Genomic DNA, 20923 nt, shown 5'->3' with positions numbered 1-20923 from the left:
CTGGCATAGCATGGACGCCACCTGCCTGCTGGACAGCCAATGCGGCCTGGGCGAGTCACCGGTCTGGTCGGTGGCCGAGCAGAAACTCTGGTTCATCGATATCAATGCGCCAGCGCTGTATCGGCTCGATCCGGCGACACGGCAGCTGGAAACCTGGCCGATGCCCGCCACTATCGGCAGCATCGCACCGACCGCAGACGGCGGACTGCTGCTGGCACGGTGCGACGGCATCTGGCGCCGCAATCCGGACGGCAAAAGCGAAACCCTGCTGGTGGCCTCGCCGCTGGAAGGCGCACGCTTCAACGACGGCCGCTGCGACCGCCAGGGCCGCTTCTGGGTTGGCGGCATGACCGATACGCGTGAGCCGGAAACCGCGCTCTATCGTCTGGATGGCGACCGTGTGATCCGCCAGGGCCTTGTGGGTGCCATTGCCATCTCAAACGGGCTGGCCTGGAGCCCGGATGGCGCCACCATGTATCACGCCGATACGCCGACGCATTGCGTGCATGCCTATGACTACGACGTGAAGACGGCCGCCATTTCAAACCGCCGGCTGTTTCTCGATCTGCGCACCACAGATGAACGCCCCGATGGCGCCGCCGTCGATGCGGCCGGCAACTACTGGGTCGCGCTCTATGGTGCGGCGAAGGTGGTGCAGTTTTCCCCCGCGGGCGAGCGCCTGCGCGAGATTCACCTGCCGGCAAAAGCGCCAACCATGCCCTGCTTCGGCGGAGCAGACATGAAGACGCTCTACATCACGACGGCACGGCAGCGTCACGATGCCGACGAGCTGGCGAAAATGCCGCTGGCCGGCGGCATTTTCTCGGTCCGTGTGGAGATTCCGGGGCTGCCGGAAACGCCCTTCGCCGGCTGACTATTCCGGGCCGACTATTTCTGGCGCACCACGCGGTTGCGCAGGATGCCGATCTTCTCGACCTCAAGCTCGACCACATCGCCATCCTTCAGATAGCGGCCGTGCTCCAGGCCGCAGCCATCGCCCACGGTGCCCGAGCCGAAGAATTCGCCCGGATACACCGTTTCATCCGCTGATACGCGGGCCAGCAGGTCTTCGAACTTGTGATGGATGGTGCTGGAATTGCTGTCACACCAGGTCTCGCCATTCACACGCGCCTGCATGCGCAAGGCATAGGGGTCGCCGATCTCGTCCAGCGTGACCAGGAACGGCCCCATGCTGTTGCCGGTGTCGAAATCCTTGCCCTTGCAGGGGCCAAGCATGCTTTGCATCTCGATCGACTGGGCGTCGCGGGCAGAAAAATCGTTGAAGATGGTGAAGCCGAAAATATGCTCGCGCGCTTCGCTCGGCTTGATGTTCTTGCCGCCCTTGCCGAGGAAGAAGCCGAATTCCAGCTCGAAATCCATCACCTGGCTGTAACGCGGCCAGATCACGTCGCCCTCCGGTCCGTTCACCGAGAAGCGGTTGGATTTGTAGTAGATCGGAATCTGGTACCAGGTCGGCGCCACCTTGACCATGCCGAGCTTGACCATCAGTGGGCCCAGCACCGGCTTGCGCATCATCACGATGCGTTCCATCGCCTGCTGCACGTGCTTTTCAAACAGCATGCTGTCGCGGATCTGCTCCGGCACCAGCACCGGCGCATGCAGCTTCGCTTCATTCAACGGCACGCGGATTTCCGCCGCATCCAGCAGCGCCTTCGCGCGCGCCTTGGCCTCGTCGCCGCCCTTGATGATGGCCAGCGTGCTGTCGAAGCTGTCGCCCAGATCGATGATCGTGGTGCCGTCGGCGGTGAGCACGCCGGGACGTTTCGCGCCACGCGTGGCGTGGCTGAAGGTGCAGAATTTCATCTGTGATTATTCCTCGAAGATGGCAACCGCACGGGTCCAGCCGGCAGAAGCGCCGCGGATCTTGTGCGGGAAGCAGGAGATGGTGAAGCCGAACGGCGGCAGCACTTCCAGATTGTGCAGCTTTTCCAGGTGGCAGTAGCCGATATGGCGACCGGCCTTGTGGCCTTCCCAGATCAGCGAGGCATCGTGGCTGTCCTTGAATTTCTCCGCCGTATGCACGAAGGGCGCATCCCAGCTCCAGGCATCGGTGCCCGTTACGCGCACGCCACGCTCCAGCAGATACATGGTCGCCTTGTAGCCCATGCCGCAGCCAGTGCTGACATAGGAAGGCTGGCCATAAGCCTTGCCGGCGGCAGTGTTCACCACGACGATGTCGTGTTCCTTCAACTCATAACCGACGCGCTTGAGTTCGGCCTCGACATCCTTGTCGGTGACCACATAGCCATCGGGCAATTTGGTAAAATCGAGCTTCACACCGTTGCCGAAGCACCACTCCAGCGGCACCTCGTCGATGGTCCAGGCGCGCTCGCCATGGTTCATCGTCGAATGGAAGTGATAAGGCGCATCCAGATGGGTGCCGTTATGGGTGTTGAGCTGCACATTCTCCACCGCCCAGCCTTCCGAGTCCGGCAGATCCTGCGTCTCCAGGCCGGGGAAGAACTTCACCACATCGGCGGCGCTGTCCTTGTGGCGAATATATTCGATCTTAGGGCCGAAGCCCGGCGGGTCGGACTGGACGTCGTTTTCGAGAAAGATGGACAGGTCGACAAAGCGACGGGGCATGATTCCTCCCAGGACATTCTTTCGGCCGACTCTGGCGGCGGTTGGCGGCAACAATAACGACTACGGATCATTTTGTCGATTTTTTTCTTTTTTATCGTTGACACGCCCTGCCCGCGCTGCCCAGAGTGGCCACATGAATGACGGGAGGACAAAAGCGGATATCCGGGATCTGGCAGCCGAAGCCGGCAGCCTGACCGAATCTGCATACCGGAATATCCGGGCCGACATTATCGCCGGCCGCTTCCCGCCCGGCACCAAGCTGCAGATCGACGACCTGAAGGGCCGCTATGGCCTGAGCGCCAGCCCGCTGCGCGAGGCGCTCGCCCGCCTGATCAGCCAGGGCTTCGTCTCGGTGGAAAGCCAGCGCGGCTTCCGCGTCGCCGCCATGAGCGCCGACGATCTTGCCGATATCACCCTGGCCCGCCAGGTGGTGGAGGTGGCCGCGCTGCAACGCGCCATCGAGCGCGGCGACGATTCCTGGGAAGCCGATATCCTCGGCGCCTATCACCGGCTCGACCGCTATGTCGCACGGCTGGAGGGCAAGCCGATCGAGAACCTCGCCGAATTCGGCGAGCTGCACAAAGCCTTCCATGTCGCCCTGATCGCCGCCTGCGGTTCGCCGCGCCTGCTCGACGAACAGAGCCGCCTCTACGACCAGGCCGAACGCTACCGCCACGGCATGATGCAGAATTTCCTGGTCGTACAGGGCGCCGGCATCATGGACGAACACAAGCAGCTGATGGACATGGTGCTGGCCCGCGACGCCACCCGCGCCTGCGCCGGGCTGCATCATCATCTGAGCCATACATACGAATTCTGCTACGGCGATGCCGCCGCGGCGAATGCCAGGCAGACGGCACCACCCTGACAGCCTGACAAGCAAAAACACGCGGATAAATCCTCGGGAGGAAACCATGACCGCAATCAAGACCATCCCCGGCATCCTTGGCGCCGGACTTCTGCTCGCCCTGGCGCAGCCGGCCCTGGCGCAGACCGTCAAGATGACGGCCGTGGCCGGCCATCCGGCCATCTTCCCCTGGGTGAAGCTGGCCGATGAATTCTTCATCCCCGAGGTCGACAAGCGCCTCGCCGCCGCCAATAGCAAGACCAAGTTCGAATGGACCAAGGCCTGGGGCGGCACGGCGGTGAAGCTGGGCAGCGAGTCCGGCGCGATCAAGGACGGCCTGGCCGAACTGGCCTTCGTCTCGACCATCTTCGAGGCGCCGAAATTCCCGCTGCAGAACGTCTCCTATGTGGCACCCTTCATGACCGACGACGTCGCCGTGATGGCGAAGGCCGTGAAAAATATGCAGGCCAAGATCCCGGCGATGGGCGAGGCCTGGACCAAGAACAACATGATCTTCCTCGGCGGCACCGGCCTCGACAGCTATCACCTCTTCACCAAGGGGCCGATTACCAAGCTGGAAGACCTCAACGGCAAGAAGATCAATGCGCCCGGCCCCTCGGCCAACTGGGTCAAGGGCACCGGCGCCGTCGCCGTCGCCGGCACGCTGCAGACCTACTACAACGACATCCAGACCGGCGTGACCGAAGGTGCGCTCACCTTCACCACCGGCGCTTTCCCGGCCAAGCTGATCGAAGTGGCCCCGCATGTCACCAAGGTGAATTACGGCGCGCAGTTCGCCGGCGCCCTGGTGATGAGCAAGCGCGTCTACGACAAGCTGCCGGCCGATGCCAAGAAGATCGTCAACGAGGTCGGCGCCGAGTATGACGCGAAATTCGCCGCCCTGCTCACCGCCACCACTGTCACGCTGATGCAGAAGATGGTGGAAGGCGGCGCCAAGGTGCGCGACCTGTCGCCCGCCGAGCGCAAGCAGTGGGCGATGGCCTTGCCGAACGTTGCGCTGCCCTGGGCCAAGGATCTCGATGCCAAGGGCCTGCCCGGCACCGTGGTGCTGAACGAGTTCGTGGCGCAGATGAAGGCGGCCAATGTCAGCTTCCCGCGCGACTGGTCGAAAGAGTAAGTCCACTCCTGTTTCGCCAGTTCATCATTGGGTGGTGCCGCGATGTTTTCCCGACTGCTTGGCGCGATGAACGCGCTCGGCACCGTGTGGATTTTCCTCCTCATGGTGCTGATCAACGCCGACATCCTGGGGCGCGAGTTGTTCAGCGCCCCGGTGCGCGGCACCACTGAACTGCTGTCACTGTCGATTGTCGGCATTGTGTTCCTGCAGCTTGGCCATACCCTGATGGTCGGCCGCATGACGCGATCCGACATGGTGATCGAGAACCTGCTGACCCTGCGGCCGCGGATCGGCCGTGGACTGCAGGGTCTGTTCAACCTGTTGGGCGTGCTGTTCCTCGCCGTCATCTTCTGGGGCAGCCTCGCCCCCTTCGAAGAAGCCATCGAGATCGGTGAATATGTCGGCGCCGCCGGCGACTTCACCGCACCGACCTGGCCGATCCGCCTGCTGATCCTGATCGGCTCTGCCGCCACCGGCCTGCAGTATCTGGTCATGGCCTGGCAGGATTTCCGTTTTGTTGTTGCAGGTGAAAAATGACCGGCCTTGAAATCGGCTTCCTCACCCTGGCCGGCATGATGCTGCTGGTCTGGTGCGGCCTGCATGTCGCGGTCGCGCTCGGCCTCACCTCCTTTGTCGGTGTCTGGCTGCTGAAGGGCGACCTTGGCGTCGCCACCAGCATGCTGGCCCAGGGTGCCTCGGATTCAATCGCCAGCCATATCTTCGGCGTGGTGCCGCTGTTCGTGCTGATGGGCTTCCTCGTCTCCATCGCCGATATCGGCAAGGATGCCTTCGAGGTCGCCAACCAGGGCCTGCGCCGCCTGCGCGGCGGCCTCGGCATCGCCACCGTGGCTGCCAATGCCGTCTTTGCCGCCATCACCGGCATCAGCATCGCCTCGGCCGCCGTCTTCACGCGTGTCGCCGTGCCGGAAATGCTGCGCTACGGCTACACGCCCGCCTTTGCCACCGGCGTGGTGGCCGGCTCATCCGTGCTCGGCATGCTGATCCCGCCCAGCCTGCTGATGATCCTCTACGGCTTCCTGGCCGAGGTTTCGGTCGGCGCCATGTTCATGGCCGGCGTGGTGCCCGGCCTGCTGCTTGCCTGCACCTATTCGATCGGCATCATGGTGATGGCGCGGCTGTGGCCCTCCTATGTCGGCGCCCCGCCCGAGGGCGATGCCGCCGGCGTCACCCTGATGGGCGGCGCCGAGATGGCTGCCAAGCTGCTGCCCATCGTGCTGCTGATCGCCGTGGTTCTGGGCGGCATCTATGCCGGCTTCTTCACCGCCACCGATGCAGGCGCGGTCGGCGCCGCCGGCGCGCTGGCGATTGCGCTGTGGAAGCGCAAGCTGGATGGCAAGAAATTCTGGCAGGTACTGACCGAGACCGGCCATGTCACCGTGTCGGTCTCCTTCCTCATCATCGGCGCCAGCCTCTATACCCGCATGCTGGCGCTCAGCGGCGTGCCGCAATTCCTGGTCGGCGAGATCAGCGCCGCAGGCTTCAGTCCCTTCGCCTTCCTTGCCATCTATATCCTGCTGATCGTCATCCTCGGCTGCTTCATCGACTCCAGCTCGATCCTGCTGATCGTGCTGCCGCTGATGCTGCCGATTGCCACCGGCTTCGACATGAACCTGATCTGGTTCGGTATCGTCACCATCGTCGCGGTGGAGATCGGACTGCTGACCCCGCCCTTTGGCCTCAGCGTCTTTGTCATAAAAAGCACCCTGAACGATTCCGCTATCACGTTGCGCACCATCTTCATGGGGGCCATGCCCTTTGCCCTCATCATGCTGCTGACGCTGATCCTGCTGGTGATCTTCCCCAAACTCACGCTGGCGCTGCTATAAGATGACCAATCCGCTGAAAGGCTTCCGCCTCACCCGCGACGACCTGAACTTCATCGGCAGCGGCCTGCAGCGGCCGGAATGCATCCTGGCCGAACCCGATGGCACGCTGTGGTCGGCCGATGCCCGCGGCGGCGTGGTGCGGATCGCCGCCGATGGCAGCCAGCGCCTGATCGCCCAGCAGGCCGACAGCCATTTCGCCGGCACCACCGACCTGGCCAAGCGCTTCACCGAGGGTACGCTGCCCAATGGCCTGGCCTTTGCCGCCAATGGCGACATCCTGATTTCCAATTTCGGCACCGACTGCCTGGAAGTGATGGACCGCGAGGGCAACAGCCGCGTGCTGTATGACAGCATCGACGGCCAGCCGATCGGCAAGGTCAACTTCGTGCTGCGCGATTCCAGGAACCGCATCTGGCTCACGGTTTCGACTCGCATCAGGAATTGGATGGAGGCGATCCGCCCCGGCCTGGCCGACGGCTATATCGCACTGGCCGATGAGAACGGCCTGCGCATCGTCGCCGACGGCCTGCATTTCACCAATGAAGTGCGGCTCGATGCCAAGGAGGAATTCCTCTACGCGGTGGAAACCTGTGGCCGGCGCATCACCCGGTTCCGCGTCGGCGCCGATGGCAGCCTGTCCGGCCGCGAGATTTTCGGCCCCAGCGATTTCGGCCCTGCCGGCTTCCCCGATGGCTGCACCTTTGATGCTTACGGCAATCTCTGGGTCACGCTGGTAATGGCCGAACGGCTGATCGCACTGACGCCCGATGGCGAGTTGCTCACCCTGTTCGACGACGGCAAGCCCGACAAGATCGCCGCGCTGGAAGCCGGCTATCAGGCCGGCAAGCCGACGCCGGAGCAGATGATGGCCACTCGCAGCGATGTCACGCCATGGATGGCCAGCATCACCTTCGGTGGCGCCGATCTGCGCAATGCCTATATCGGCACGCTGTTCGGCACCACCATCCCCTGGTTCCGCAGCCCGGTCGCCGGCCTGCCCATGGTGCATTGGAGATAGCCATGCGTTCCCCCCGCCGCATTGTCACCGGCCATAACGCTGCCGGCAAATCCGTGGTCACCATCGACACGGTGATGAAACCCGCCATCGAGAAACCCGAACTCGGTGTCGCCTTTTTCGAGGTCTGGAACACGGCGGGCAGTCCGGTCAGCGTCGACAACGGCCAGGACCCGACCGACCGCAAGCTGCAGATCGAACCGCCCCGTCAGGGCAGCATCATCCGCTTTGTCGATTTCGGCCCCAAACGGCCGGACGCGCCGGCGATGACCCGGGAACTGGCGCAGGCGGCGTTTGCCATGGTCGGCTCGGCCCATGCCTCCACCTGGAAGCCGGACAGCCCGCATCCGATGATGCATCGCACGGAATCGATCGATTACGGCATCGTCGTCTTCGGCGAGATCACGCTGGTGCTGGATGATGGTTCGGAAACCCATCTGCAGGCCGGCGATGTGGTGGTGCAGCGCGGCACCGACCATGCCTGGGAAAACCGCTCGCCCACCAATCCCGCCCGCATGGCCTTCATCCTGCTGGATGGTGCATTTTCCCCCGATGTGCGTAAGCTGATCGAAAAGGCTTAAGCCCTTCCGGGAGAGACCATGACCGAGACTGCCACGCCCGCCCTGCTGTGGACCCCATCGGCCGAGCGCATCGGCCGCAGCCAGCTGCAGAAATACATGCGATGGCTCCGCCAGGAACGCGGCCGCGATTTCAAGGATTACGACAGCCTGTGGCGCTGGTCGGTCAGCGACCTGGAAGGCTTCTGGGCCTCGATGTGGGATTACATCGGGATCAAGGCCCATAAACCCTATGACAAGGTGCTGGCGAAACGCGAAATGCCGGGCGCGCAGTGGTTCACCGGCGCCGAACTGAATTTCGTCGACCAGGTCTTCCGGCACGAAACTGCCAGTAGACCCGCCATTCTCTATTCATCGGAAACCGCAGCGCTGCAACAGATGTCGTGGCAGACCCTGCGCGAACGGGTCGGCGCCATGGCCGCGCATCTGCGCGGCATCGGCGTGAAGCGTGGCGACCGCGTGGTGGCCTATGCGCCCAATACGCCGGAAACCATTATTGCTTTCCTCGCGGTGGCCAGCGTCGGGGCGATCTGGTCGGTCTGCTCGCCCGACATGGGCCTGAATGCAGTCCTCGACCGTTTCCGCCAGATCGAGCCGGTGGCGTTGTTCGCCGTACAGTCGAGCCATTACAACGGCAAACATCTGGACAAGGGCGATGTGCTTGCCGCCCTGATCGCCGAATTGCCGACGGTGAAAAACCTGATTCTGATGCCGGGCCAAAGTGAACACGCCCTGCCCGACCGCGTGCAGATCGCATCCTGGACCGGGGTGATCGCCAGACCCGCCGCATTGAAGGTCGAGCCGGTGCCCTTCGATCATCCGCTCTGGGTGGTCTATTCCTCGGGCACCACCGGGCTGCCAAAACCGATCGTGCATGGCCATGGCGGCGTGGTGATCGTCATCATGGTGATGACCGCCCTGCATAACGACCTTGGGGCCGAGGATATTTTCCACTGGTATTCCAGTACCGGCTGGATCATGTGGAATGCCCAGGTCGCCGGTCTGCTGGTCGGCGCCACCATCGCCATCTATGACGGCAGCCCGAGTTGGCCCGACTGGAACCGCCTGTGGCGGTTTGCCGGCGAGGTGAAGGCCACTTTCTTCGGCGCCGGCGCCGCTTTCTATGCCAATTGCCAGAAGGCCGGCGTGGTGCCAAAGCAGGTCGCCGATCTGTCCGCCTTGCGCACCATCGGCTCGACCGGTTCGCCGCTCTCGGAAGACAGTTACGCCTGGATCTACGACCAGCTCGGCAGCGACATCTGGCTGGCGCCGATCTCCGGCGGAACCGATTTCGCCGGCGGCTTCGTCGGCGGCTGCGTGCTGATGCCGGTCTATGCCGGCGAAATGCAGGTGCGCTGCCTCGGCGCGGACATACAGGCCTATGACGATACCGGTAAGCCGCTGCTGAACGAGGTCGGTGAGCTGGTCTGCGCCCAGCCGCTGCCCTCGATGCCGCTGTTCCTGTGGAACGACAAGGATGGACAGCGATATCACGACAGCTATTTCGACATGTATCCCGGCGTCTGGCGCCATGGCGACTGGCTGCGCATCACGCCGCGCGGCGGCGCCATCATCTACGGCCGCTCGGATGCGACCATCAACCGCTATGGCCTGCGGCTCGGTACCAGTGAAATCTACCGCGCGGTGGAGGAACTGCCCGAGGTGCTCGACAGCCTGGTGGTCGATCTCGAATATCTGGGCCGCGACTCCTACATGCCGCTGTTTGTGGTGCTGCGCCCGGGCCTGACGCTGGATGCCGCGCTGAAGGACCGCATCAACCAGGCGATCCGCAAGGCAGTGTCGGCGCGCTTCGTGCCGAATGATATTTTCCAGGTGGCGGAAGTGCCGCGCACATTGTCGGGCAAGAAGCTGGAAGTGCCGGTGAAGAAAATCCTGCTGGGACAGCCGGCCGAGAAAGTCTCCAACCCGGGCACCATGGCCAATCCCGGCAGCCTCGCCTGGTTCGTCGACTTCGCCAAGCAGCGCGCGGCTTAAGCCGCCTGCTTCAGCTGGGCCCGCCGTGCCAGCAGGATGCCGATCAGCACCACCACGCCGCCGGCGATCTGCAGCGGCTGCAGCCCCTCGCCGAGCCAGAGCCAGCCGAAGAAGGCTGCCGCCACCGGCTGCACCAGAACCACCAGCGAGGAAAACGACGCCGGCAGATGGCCCAACGCATAGGCGATCAGTCCCTGCCCCAGCGCGTGGCTGATCCAGGCCAGGCCGAACAGGATCGCCCAGCCCTGCAGCGTCGCCGGCCACAGGCTCTCGCCCATCAGCCAGACCATCGGCAGCAGCGCCAGGCCGCTGACCAGGCTGGACCACAGCATGATTTCCTGGGTGCCGTGATGGCCGCGCAACTTTGCCACCGCGATCATATAGGCGCCGTAGAAGATGGCAGTGGTGAAGGCGAGCATGTCGCCGAACACATAGTCGCCGCCAAGCCGGAAGCTGGCACCGACCAGCATCAGCGCACCGCAGAACGATACCAGCAGCGCCACCAGGAAGGCCGAGGTGATCCTTTCGCGCAGCAGCAGCCAGGCGCCGAGCGTCACGATCACCGGCGCGAAATTCGACAGCAGGGTGGCATTGGCCACCGAGGTGTATTTGATCGACAGGTGCCAGAAGAACAGGTCGCCGGCAAACAGCAGGCCCGGAATCAGCAGGACACCGAGTGGTGGAATTCCTGTCGCACGTGGCGCCGCATCGGCGGGGCGGAAACGCCAGACCAGCCAGAGCGGCGGCACCGCCAGTATGGTGCGGTAGAAACCGGTCGCCGTCGGGCCCACCTCCGAGAGACGGACAAAGATCGGCGAGAAGGCGATGGCCAGGGCCCCCAGCACGAGGGCCGCCAGCGCCAGACGCTGGGCGGCACGCTGCGAAGTGGTAACGGCGGAGGCAGGCGACATGACGGGGGACTTTGCTTTTTTCGTAGGCAATCGGGTTCCGGGCTTAGACCTTGATCACAGGAAACACAATGCCTGTGGCGCTGCTCCCGGTGTTGTGCGCTGCGGCAAGGTAAAAGAGGGTTGATTTAGCGGTCACAGTCCGTATCGTCTGTGCTCCGCACAGGGAATGGCCGCCGAAACGGCGGGCAACGAGGAGGAAACAAGAATGAAACGCCTTATGTTTGGCGCGGCTTTGGCCGGCCTGGTATTCGCAGCTGTTGGCGCAACGACCGATGCCCTGGCGCAGACCAAGAATCTTTCCATCGTCACTGGCGGCACCGGCGGCGTGTATTACCCGCTGGGCGGCGGCCTTGCCAACCTGCTGACCAAGCATGTGCCGGGCTGGCAGGCGACCGCCGAAGTCACCGGCGGCTCGGTCGACAATCTCAAGCTGCTCGGCGCCAAGCGTGCCGATATCGCTTTCAGCATGGCCGATGCCTCGCTGGACGCCTCGCGCGGCGAAGACAAGTTCAAGGGCAATGTGGTCAACCAGCGCACGCTGGCCGTGCTGTATCCCAACATCATGCATGTGGTGACCACCGAGGCCAGCGGCATCAAGACCATGGCGGACCTGAAGGGCAAGCGCGTGTCCACCGGTTCGCCGGGTTCGGCGACTGAGGTGATGGCCTTCCGCGTGCTGGAAGCCGCCGGTCTCGACAAGGACAAGGATCTCCGCCGTGAGCGTCTGGGCGCCGCGGAATCGACCAATGCGGTGAAGGACAACAAGATCGACGCCTATTTCTGGGTTGGCGGTCTGCCCACTTCGGCGGTCACCGATCTCGGCGCCACCCCGGGCGTCAAGCTGAAGCTGGTCGACCATTCCGAAGTGGTCGAGAAGATGAATGCGAAATACGGCCCGCTCTATGCCAAGGGCACCATTCCGGCCAGCATGTATCCCGGCCAGGCCGCGCCGAACGCGATTTCCAGCGTCTGGAATATCCTCGTCGTGTCTGACGCCATGCCCGATGATGTGGCCTACAACATCGTCAAGACCATCTTCGAAAAGCGCGACGAATGGGCCACGGTGCATGCCGAGGCAAAGAACGTGAAGCTGGAAAACCAGCTGCGCGGCAACACGCCCGTGCCGTTCCACCCGGGTGCGATCAAGTATATGGCGGAAAAGGGCGTCAAGATCGATCCGAAGTGATCCGGCCGCTGTTTATATAGATTTTACCAGACGAAGAGCCCCGCCCCGGCATTGGCCGCGGCGGGGCTCGCTGTTAAAAGACACTGCATTAAATCAGAACACGGGGTGCCGCAATGAACCGCGGCGCGAGGGGGAGTAGCCGGATGACCCAGGAACCGACCAAGATCGCCACCGAGGCGATGATCGCCCCCGGCGCGCTGGACAAGGAAACCCAGCGCAAGGTCGAAGAGTATATCGAGCAGGAAGAAGGCGCCGCCAACCGCCTGTCCGGCTGGTCCGGTCATCTGATCACCGCGCTGGCGGTGTTCATGACGCTGTTCCACCTCTATGCCGCCTATGACATCGTGCCGACGCAGCAGTTGCGGCCGATCCATGTCGGCTTCGTCATGCTGCTGATCTTCCTGCTCTACCCGGTCGCGCTGCGTTTCCGTGACCGCATCCGCTGGTGGGATGTGATCACCGCGCTGATCGGTATTGCCACCATGGCCTATCTGGTGATGGGCGGCGACGATCTCACCGACCGCGCCAGCCTGCCGAACCAGACCGATGTTCTGGTCGGCTCCGTCTTCGTCGTGCTGATCCTGGAAGCCACGCGCCGCACCACCGGCCCGATCATGCCGGTCGTCGGCCTCATCTTCATCGCCTATGCGATGCTGGGGCCCTATCTGCCGGCGCCCTGGACCCATCGCGGCTACGACGCCGAGCGCCTGATCGGCCATCTCTACATGACGCTGGAGGGCATCTTCGGCTCGGCCGTCGATGTATCGTCCAGCCTGATCATCCTGTTCACCATCTTCGGCGCCATCCTGCAGTTCTCCGGCGCCGGAAAATTCTTCATCGACTTCTCCTTCTCGGCACTCGGCGGCAAGAGCACCAGCGCCGGCCGCGCCATCGTGATGTCGTCCTTCCTGCTCGGCGGCCCGTCGGGTTCCGGTGTCGCCACCACGGTGACAATCGGTTCGGTGGCCTGGCCGATGCTGAAGAAATCCGGCTATATCGCCTCTGCAGCCGGCGGCCTGCTGGCGGCTGGCGGCCTCGGCGCCATCATCTCGCCGCCGGTGCTGGGCGCCGCGGCCTTCCTGATCGCCGAGTTTCTCAAGATCTCCTATCTCGACGTCATCCGCATGGCGGCAATCCCGACCGTGCTCTACTACTTCTGCCTTCTGGCAATGGTCGAGTTCGATGCCGGCAAATACAAGATTTCCAATGTCGATACCGGGCCGCGCGACGGCCTGTGGGATCTGACCAAGCGTTACGGCTACCACTTCAGCTCGCTGTTCTCGATCGTCATCCTGATGCTGATGGGCTTCTCGCCGGTGCTGTCGGTGTTCTGGGCCACGGTTGCCGCCATCGCGGTCAGCTATTTCCGCCGCGATACCGCGCTGACGCCGAAGAAGCTGGTCAATGCACTTGCCGCCGGCTCGATCGGCGTGCTGGGCACCGCCGCCACCTGCGCCTCGGCCGGTATTATCGTCGGCGTCGTCACGCTCACCGGCCTTGGGCTGAAGTTCAGCGCAATTGCCATCGCCTATGCCGGCGGCAGCCTGGTGCTGACCGCGGTGTATACGGCACTGATCGTGTGGATCGTCGGCCTCGCCGTGCCGGTGACGGCATCCTACATCATCTGCGCGGTGATCGCGGCACCGGCACTGATCAAGCTCGGCGTGCCCGACTACGCCGCCCATATGTTCATCTTCTATTACGCGGTGCTGTCGGAAGTCTCGCCGCCCACCGCGCTGTCGCCGTTTGCCGCCGCCGCCATTACCGGCGCCGATCCCTATCGCACCACGCTGCAGTCATGGAAATACACCATGCCCGCCTTCCTGGTGCCGTTTGTCTTCGTGCTCGACCCCAATGGCGTCGGCCTGCTGCTGGAAATCCCGAAGGGCGGCGACTGGACCAATATCGCCTGGGTCGCGGCCACCACCGCGCTCGGTATCTGGGCCTATGCCGGTGCCACGCAGGGCTGGCTGTTCGGCCGTACCAACCTGGTGATCCGCATCGGCCTGATCGCCGGCGGCACGCTGCTGCTGTTCCCGTCCCTGCTGGATGCGGTCTCCAGCACGCTGGGCAGCGAGCATATTGCGACCATGAAGATCGTCGGCATCGTGCTCACCATCGCCATCGCAGTGCTGCAGAAGGCGCAGTCGGCAATAGTGAAACGCGGCGCGGCCTGACCGCGGCACCTCAGACCGTCGCCGGCACCGGCGCTGCTGACCGCTGCTGCGCGGCAACCGCCAAGTTGCCTAGCAGCGGCAGAGCATAGGCTGCCGTCAGCGCGCACCAGTACAGCGCCTCGCGGTTGCTCAACGTCTCGTTCGCCAGCACCAGCACCGGCAACGTCAGCAGCAGGAAGCCCAGCATGGCTTCCCAGCCAAAGCGGCCCTGCACGTCGCCTGCCGGCGGCGTAGCAAAGGTGGTGGCCAGCGCGATGCGGCCAAGACCCTGGCCATGGTTGTGATCGAAGGCCGCTGCAATCAGCCGCAGGGCCAGCAGCCCGGCCACCGGCAGCAGGAAATAGTCGAGCGGAAAATCACGATAGCGTCCGGCAGCCACCAGCATGACGGCGTGATAGGCCATCCATAGTGCCAGCAGGCCATAGATCGCCTCGGCCAGCCGCGGATGCTGCAGCGGCACGTTGCCGAGAACCCGGCGCAGGCTGCCCAGGGCAGACCCCAGCGAACGCAGCGGCTGCGGCGGCGTGCTGACCGCCTTGCTGCCCAGCACCGCCAGCAGGCGGCGGAACAGCAGCAGCGCGAATACAGCCTGCAGCGCGACCGCCGCGCCGCCCTCCAGAGTGTGGAACAGCGAGTAATTGTACTCCAGCACGCGCTCGATGGCGGCTGCCAGCAATGCGGCCAGCGCCTGGCCAAAGACCACCGCCACTGCCATCGCCGCCGGTGCCAGGGCGACAACGGCCTGGGCATGCAGCACCAGCAGGATCAGCGCCAGCAACACCGACAGCCCGGCAAACAGCGGCCATTCCGGCAGGTTCGACACCATGCCGCCAACATCGAATTTCGGCTGCCGCACTTCGTCCAGCACGCCCCAGGCGCCGCCGACCGTGCCTTCCAGCTTGACCTTCCAGGGCTGGTCGAAGGCCTCGACCAAGTTGTAGGACAGGCCTTCCTTCTGCGCGAGCTGCATGAAATCGGCGATGAAGCCGGCCGCTTCGGTGCGCGAGGGCACCGCATCGCGGCGCGAGCGGCCTTCCGACGGCCAGCCGACCTCGCCAATCGTGATCGGCTTGCCCGGCAGCTTGGCCTTCACGGTGTTGTAGACCTCGAGGATATGCGGCATCGAATGGCCGGCCGCGATCGGCAGATCCTCCCAGTAGGGCAGGAAATGCACGGTGACGAAATCGACCTCGGCCAAAAGTTGCGGGAAGCGCAGCCAGAATTCCCACACATCGGCATAGGTGACCGGCTGCTTCACCGCCGCCTTGACCTGGCGGATATAGGCGATCAGCTGGTCGACGGTCAGATCCTTGCGCAGCAGCACCTCGTTGCCGACCACCAGCGACTTGATCGCATCGGGATACCGGTTGGCCAGCGCGATGGCGGCCGCCACTTCCTTGTCGTTGATATCGCGTTCCGGCCCGAGCCAGACGCCCTGCATCACGTTGAGGCCGATCTTCTGTGCCTCCGGCGGCACCACCTCCAGGCCTTCGCGCGAAGTATAGGTGCGGATGCCGCGCGTGATGCCTTTCAGGCTGTGCAGATCCTCGATGACCTGCTCCGCCGACGGGTAGACCCGGCTGAGCGGACTCTGGCCGCGCCGGAACGGCGCGAATGACATGCTTTCCACCACATGTGACTGCGCGGCAAACGGCATATGCCCCACCTGCACGGGACGGTTCGGCCACCACCAGGCGGCAATGCCGGCCGCGGCGGCCACAGCGATGAACAGCAGCAGCCACACAAACCGCGTGGCTGGCCGGGACTTCGGCGCATGCATGAGGATCGGTGCCTGTGCTTGGGGTTACTGGGCCGGGCTGCCTTGCGAGGCCGTCTCGCTCGGCACCGGGATCGCAGCGGTCTTGCTCGGCGGTTTCGGCGCCGTGCTGATGAAGGCCAGGATCAGCGATGCCCAGTACGGCATCGACTGCGCCCACATCACGATGGCCCAGAGGCGGGCTTCCGGATCTTCGCCGCCCTGGAAATTCCACATGCCGATGCCGGCCAGCAGCAGCAGCACGGCAATCAGGGCTTCCTCCTGCGCCATGATCAGCGCCTGCACGACGGCGGCCTGGTCCTCATGTTTGGGCGTGCGGATGAACGGCAGCTTGGAGGTGAACAGGCCGTAGATCATCGCCTTGGCAATCGTATAGGTCAGCGCCAGGCCGGCGAGGCCGGCGCCCAGCCGCTGGCGCAGCGTGCAGGGCACGCGGATTTTATAGAGCCAGAGGAACTGCGCCAGTTTGGCACCGAACACCGCCACCACCGGCAGCAGGAACAGCGCCAGCGGCAGCTCGAAATACTTCGGCAGGATCAGCACACCCACGGTCCAGACCAGCGAGGCGATGGCAAACACCAGGCCCAGCGCATCGGCGAACCACGGCAGCCAGCCGGTAACGAAATGATAGCGCTGCATCGGGTCGAGCTTGCGTTCGTCGCCCGGCAGCATGTCGCGCCAGTGGCGCTTGATGATCTGCACCGCGCCATAGGCCCAGCGGAAGCGCTGGCTCTTGTAGCCCGAGAAGCTGTCCGGTGTCAGGCCATAGCCATAGCGCTTGTCGGTATAGACCGAGTGCCAGCCGCCGGCGAGCAGGCGCAGGCCCATCTCGGCATCCTCGCAGATGCACCACTCGGCCCAGATGCCGACATGATCGATGGCCGCCTTGCGCACCAGCGTCATGGTGCCGTGCTGGATGATGGCATCGCGTTCATTGCGCTGGACCATGCCGATCTGGAAGAAGCCGGCATATTCCCAGTTGATGAATTCCTTGAAGCGGTCGTTCTTCCAGTCGTAGTGATCCTGCGGCGCCTGCACGAAACCGATATCGGCACGGTCGAAATACGGCACCAGCGATTTGAGCCAGTCAGGCTCGACCAGGTAGTCGGCATCGATCACGCCGACGATCTCGACGTCCTTGTCGGTGTTGCGCAAAGCGAAATTCAGCGCGCCGGCCTTGAAGCCCTTCAGTGGCGAAACATGGAAGAAGCGGAATTTCTCCGGCCCGAGCTGCTGGCAATATGCCTCGACCGGGCGCCAGACCTTCTCGTCCTTGGTGTTGTTGTCGATCACCAGCACTTCGAAATTCGGATAGTCCAGTTTGGCCAGCGCATCCAGCGTGCGCTTCATCATTTCCGGCGGCTCGTTATAGGCCGGGATATGGATCGACACCTTGGGCCAGGCGCGTTCGACATCGGTGCGGAAGGGCAGGAAATGCCGCTGGCGCCGGTTCGACCAGATCACCTCGGAAAGTTCGAGTCCCTCCGCCAGCACCACCATGAACAGCAGCAGCAGCAATGGCAGCAGCATGGCCCACATCAGCGCGATGCCCGGGCTCATGTAGGTGCGCAGGCCGGAATCGACCACCATCACCAGCGCGCTGGTGATCACCTGGATCAGCGCGATGAAAAACGCGCGCCCGGAAAAACGCAGGTCGGACCAGCGTGCCAGGAACCAGGCCATCAGCGGCAAAGCCAGCAGGATCGAGGCGGCCGCCAGCTGCGGCCAGTGCGGCCGGTCGCTGACCGGGCCTACCATGGGGAATTTCGGCGTGCGGTCGGCATTGAAGACGCCCCAATAGGCGCCGACCGAGCCTTCGATGTTGCGCTTCCACGGCTGGTCGAAGGCTTCCTGGATGTAATAGTCGAGGCCGCGCTGGTTGGCGATGTTGAGGAAGGCGCGCAGGAAGCCGGCCTGGCTGCTCGGGCTCGGCACGGCATCACGACGGATACGGCCTTCCGACGGCCAGCCGATTTCGGTGATCACCACCTTCTTGGTCGGGAAGGCGTCCTTCACCTGCTGATAGCGGCTGAGCGCGTATTCCACCGCCTTGTCGGGCGCCTGGCCCTCCCAGTAGGGCAGCAGGTGGATGGCGATGAAATCGACCTCGCGGCCGAGCTGCGGATAGCGCAGCCAGATGTCCCAGGTTTCCGGCGTCGAGACTTCGATATGCTTGCCACGATTGGCCAGGCCGGTCCGCACCCGGCGGATATAGTCGACCAGATCCTGGATCGGCATGTCGGCGCGCAGCAGCGTTTCGTTGCCGACCAGCACGCGGCGGATGTTGTCCTGCGTCGCGGCGACCTCGATCAGATTCTTGATCTCTTCCTCATTGCGCTCCAGGCGGCCGTCGAGCCAACTGCCCTGCATCACCTCTAGACCATAGCGGCCGGCGATCTTGGCGATCTCGCCCTGGCCATCCAGCGTCGAGTAGGTGCGCACCTGCCGCACCTGGCCGGCGAGGATCTGCATGTCCTGCTCGATCTCGGTCTCGGAGGGGAATTTGTTGGTGCGCGGATCCTGGTCGCCACGGAACGGCGAATAGTCGATGCCCGCGATCACCTCGCCCCAGGGGCGCGGTTCGATGGGGCGGTTCATGTAGGCCCAGCCGGCCAGATTGAGGATGGCGACGAGGAGAAGGACGAACAGTCCCGAATAGCGCATGGCCAAAGACTTAGACACGTATGCCCCAGGGCAGAATTGCAACGCGGCGCCGCGGCGGCCCGTGCCGGCCCGAACCGCCCGCACCGGTTCCCGGCTGGCAGTCTGAATAGGCAGGCAATATGGCGGCTTTACGGCGAACGACGGACTATACGGTGGGGCCCAAAAAGAGTCGAGGGGACGGCGGTTTACCCGCGCTGCACGGCATCCGGCACGACCGGCCGGCGGTTCAGCCCTCGGACAGGTGGTCGAGCGGCAGCGCGCCGTCGGTCTTGATCGGCCGGATGACGAAATTCGAGCGGATGTCTTTGACCATCGGCAACGACAACAAGCGCTGGGTCAGCAATTCCTCATAGGCCGCAAGATCGGGTACCACCACCTCGGCAAAAAAGTCGGCCTCGCCCGATACCATATGCGCCGAGACAACCTCCGGGAGCGCCTCCAGCATGCGCTGGTGGCTGGCGGCATTCTCGGCCGAGTGCTTCTCCACCTTGATATCGACATAGACGGTGAGGCCCAGCCCGACCTTGCGGCGATCCAGCACGGCACGATAGCTGCGGATATAGCCCTCATCCTCCAGCCGCTTGACCCGACGCAGGCAGGGCGAGGGGGACAGGCCGACCTTTTCCGCCAGATCGACATTGCTCAGCCGCGCATCCTGCTGCAGGGCGGCCAGGATTTTACGGTCGAGAGCGTCCAGGTTCATATTTGGCACTATCTGCCTCAGATGCTGTCATTTATTGCCATATATTGCTGAGATAATCATATAAGCGGCAGAATTCGCAAGGACATGCCGGCGATTTTACGGCCATCCTGCGCTTGCCGCCCCGGAGTCCCGCTGATGTCCGTCGACACAAGTCTTGCCACCCCTGCCCCCGCGGTCGCAGCCGAACCGAGCCGCCTGCTGGGCGCCGCCGCCGCACTGGCGACCATCCTGCTCTGGGCCATCGGCCTGGTCATCACCCGTTTCGGCGCCACCGCCGGATCGTTGTCACTGTGGGATGTGGTGTTCCTGCGCATGGCCCTGCCCGCCTTCCTGCTGGTGCCGCTGCTGTTCCGATTGCCGGCTGCGCCAGCCGGCCGGAGCCGCGGCCGTCACGGCCTGCTGCTCGTCATCATCATGGCCGGCGCCGGCCTGCCCTTCATGCTGACCGGCAGCGGTGGGCTGTTCTTCGCGCCGGCCGCCCATGCCGGCGCCCTGATGCCCGGCAGTATGCCGCTGTTTGCCGCGCTCCTCGCCGTGCTGTTCCTTGGCGAGCGTTTCACTGCCCAGCGCGGCATCGGCACCGCGTTGATGCTGCTGGGTGCCATCGCGGTCGGCGGCTGGCAGGTCATTGCTGGTGACGGAAGCACCTGGCGCGGCGACCTGATGTTCATTTGCGCCGGCGCGATGTGGGCCTGCTATACGGTCGCATTGAAGAAAAGCGGCATCGGCGCCTGGCAGGCGGCTGCCATCGTCTATGTCAGCGCCTTTGTGCTCTACACGCCGGTCTACCTGCTTTGGCTCGACAGCCGGCTGCTGACCGCGCCGATTTTCCATATCGGCATCCAGGTCGTGCAGTCCGTCGCCTCCGGGCTGCTCAGCATGGCTTTCTACGGCTACGCCGTGCGCCGGCTGGGTGCGGCACCGGCTGCTGCATTCGCTGCGCTGACGCCGGCCCTCACTGCCATGCTGGCCGTGCCTTTGCTGGGCGAATGGCCCGAGCCGGTCACCTGGGCCGGCATTGTTGCCGTCAGCCTCGGCGTCGCGCTGGCCAACGGGGTGTTTTCCCGCTACCTTCCATCTAACCGATAAAGAGGTTAGACATGTTCGATCATATTTCCATCGGTGTGCGCGACATCGGCCGCTCCAGCGCCTTTTACGACGCCGCCCTCAAACCACTCGGCTATACCCGGCTCTATGAAGGCGACTACGGCATCGCCTATGGCGCCAGGCAACCGCAGTTCTGGATCGACCGCAGCGACAGTCCCGTGCCCGCCGATCCGAAATCTTGTTTCCATATCTGCTTCCGTGCCGAAAGCCGCGCGGCGGTCGATGCCTTCCATGCCTTCGCGCTCCACCATGGCGGCACCGATAACGGCCCGCCCGGCCTGCGCCCGCAATACACGCCGACCTATTACGCCGGCTTCATCCTCGACCCCGATGGTTATCGCATCGAGGCGGTGTGCTATTCTCCGGACTGA

Annotated in this window: 18 protein-coding genes; 12 read left to right on the top strand and 6 right to left on the bottom strand. The window is 64.0% G+C overall.

Annotated elements, in window-relative coordinates; translation table 11 throughout:
- Positions 1-874 (top strand): SMP-30/gluconolactonase/LRE family protein (locus tag AAG799_RS08535; RefSeq protein WP_341895397.1); only part of this gene is annotated, 874 nt, incomplete at its 5' end.
- Positions 875-888: 14 nt separating this feature from the next.
- Here AAG799_RS08535 and AAG799_RS08530 read toward each other — a convergent pair.
- Both AAG799_RS08530 and AAG799_RS08525 read right to left on the bottom strand, forming a co-directional pair.
- On the bottom strand, positions 889-1824 hold the full coding sequence (locus tag AAG799_RS08530; protein ID WP_341895396.1) for a fumarylacetoacetate hydrolase family protein: 936 nt from the start codon (positions 1822-1824) through the stop codon (positions 889-891).
- Between the two features lie 6 nt (positions 1825-1830).
- Entirely contained in the window at positions 1831-2607 is a 777-nt protein-coding gene (locus AAG799_RS08525; RefSeq protein ID WP_341895395.1) for a cyclase family protein, read from the bottom strand.
- A 133-nt stretch (positions 2608-2740) separates the two neighbouring features.
- On the opposite strand from AAG799_RS08525, the gene AAG799_RS08520 reads away from it, so the two are divergent.
- From AAG799_RS08520 to AAG799_RS08490, 7 genes are read left to right on the top strand one after another with little or no spacing between them, the layout of a single operon-like run.
- A complete protein-coding gene (locus AAG799_RS08520; protein WP_341895394.1) occupies positions 2741-3475 on the top strand; it encodes an FCD domain-containing protein in 735 nt (244 codons plus the stop codon).
- 46 nt (positions 3476-3521) lie between these two features.
- A complete protein-coding gene (locus AAG799_RS08515; protein ID WP_341895393.1) occupies positions 3522-4592 on the top strand; it encodes a C4-dicarboxylate TRAP transporter substrate-binding protein in 1071 nt (356 codons plus the stop codon).
- Between the two features lie 42 nt (positions 4593-4634).
- Entirely contained in the window at positions 4635-5129 is a 495-nt protein-coding gene (locus AAG799_RS08510; RefSeq protein ID WP_341895392.1) for a TRAP transporter small permease subunit, read from the top strand.
- Positions 5126-6439, top strand: coding sequence for a TRAP transporter large permease subunit (locus AAG799_RS08505; RefSeq protein WP_341895391.1), 1314 nt, complete (start codon positions 5126-5128; stop codon positions 6437-6439). The genes AAG799_RS08510 and AAG799_RS08505 overlap by 4 nt, the downstream gene beginning before the upstream one ends.
- 1 nt (position 6440) lies before the next feature.
- Positions 6441-7457 carry an SMP-30/gluconolactonase/LRE family protein gene (locus tag AAG799_RS08500; protein WP_341895390.1) on the top strand — a complete coding sequence of 339 codons (1017 nt, stop codon included), beginning with the start codon at positions 6441-6443 and terminating at the stop codon, positions 7455-7457.
- Positions 7458-7459: 2 nt separating this feature from the next.
- On the top strand, positions 7460-8035 hold the full coding sequence (locus tag AAG799_RS08495; RefSeq protein WP_341895389.1) for a cupin domain-containing protein: 576 nt from the start codon (positions 7460-7462) through the stop codon (positions 8033-8035).
- An 18-nt stretch (positions 8036-8053) separates the two neighbouring features.
- Positions 8054-10027, top strand: coding sequence for an acetoacetate--CoA ligase (locus AAG799_RS08490; RefSeq protein ID WP_341895388.1), 1974 nt, complete (start codon positions 8054-8056; stop codon positions 10025-10027).
- Here the strand turns inward: AAG799_RS08490 and AAG799_RS08485 are convergent.
- Complete coding sequence (locus AAG799_RS08485; RefSeq protein WP_341895387.1) at positions 10024-10938, bottom strand: DMT family transporter; 915 nt, start codon at positions 10936-10938, stop codon at positions 10024-10026. The two genes, AAG799_RS08490 and AAG799_RS08485, sit on opposite strands and share 4 nt — an antisense overlap.
- 205 nt (positions 10939-11143) lie before the next feature.
- Here AAG799_RS08485 and AAG799_RS08480 point away from each other — a divergent pair, with 205 nt between their 5' ends.
- The gene (locus tag AAG799_RS08480; RefSeq protein ID WP_341895386.1) at positions 11144-12124 is read left to right on the top strand and encodes a TAXI family TRAP transporter solute-binding subunit; all 981 of its coding nucleotides are present in this window, start codon (positions 11144-11146) and stop codon (positions 12122-12124) included.
- A 143-nt stretch (positions 12125-12267) separates the two neighbouring features.
- Complete coding sequence (locus AAG799_RS08475; protein WP_341895385.1) at positions 12268-14301, top strand: TRAP transporter fused permease subunit; 2034 nt, start codon at positions 12268-12270, stop codon at positions 14299-14301.
- A gap of 10 nt (positions 14302-14311) precedes the next feature.
- On the opposite strand, the gene AAG799_RS08470 is transcribed toward AAG799_RS08475, so the two are convergent.
- The 3 genes from AAG799_RS08470 to AAG799_RS08460 form a co-directional block, all read right to left on the bottom strand.
- Positions 14312-16081 (bottom strand): hypothetical protein, encoded by a 1770-nt coding sequence (locus tag AAG799_RS08470; RefSeq protein WP_341895384.1) that lies wholly within the window; start codon positions 16079-16081, stop codon positions 14312-14314.
- Positions 16082-16105: 24 nt separating this feature from the next.
- Complete coding sequence (locus tag AAG799_RS08465; protein WP_341895383.1) at positions 16106-18760, bottom strand: glycosyltransferase; 2655 nt, start codon at positions 18758-18760, stop codon at positions 16106-16108.
- A 208-nt stretch (positions 18761-18968) separates the two neighbouring features.
- Positions 18969-19445, bottom strand: a complete 477-nt coding sequence (locus AAG799_RS08460) for an Lrp/AsnC family transcriptional regulator (protein WP_341895382.1) — start codon at positions 19443-19445, stop codon at positions 18969-18971.
- Positions 19446-19580: 135 nt separating this feature from the next.
- Between AAG799_RS08460 and AAG799_RS08455 the strand changes: the two genes are divergently transcribed.
- Positions 19581-20534 carry a DMT family transporter gene (locus AAG799_RS08455; protein ID WP_341895381.1) on the top strand — a complete coding sequence of 318 codons (954 nt, stop codon included), beginning with the start codon at positions 19581-19583 and terminating at the stop codon, positions 20532-20534.
- 11 nt (positions 20535-20545) lie between these two features.
- Positions 20546-20923, top strand: a complete 378-nt coding sequence (locus AAG799_RS08450; protein WP_341895380.1) for a VOC family protein — start codon at positions 20546-20548, stop codon at positions 20921-20923.

Source organism: Ferrovibrio terrae (assembly GCF_943371255.1).
GTDB classification, from domain to species: Bacteria; Pseudomonadota; Alphaproteobacteria; order Ferrovibrionales; family Ferrovibrionaceae; genus Ferrovibrio; species Ferrovibrio terrae_B.
Note: the sequence above shows the minus strand (reverse complement) of the source record. Positions and strands in the feature narration are given on the sequence as shown.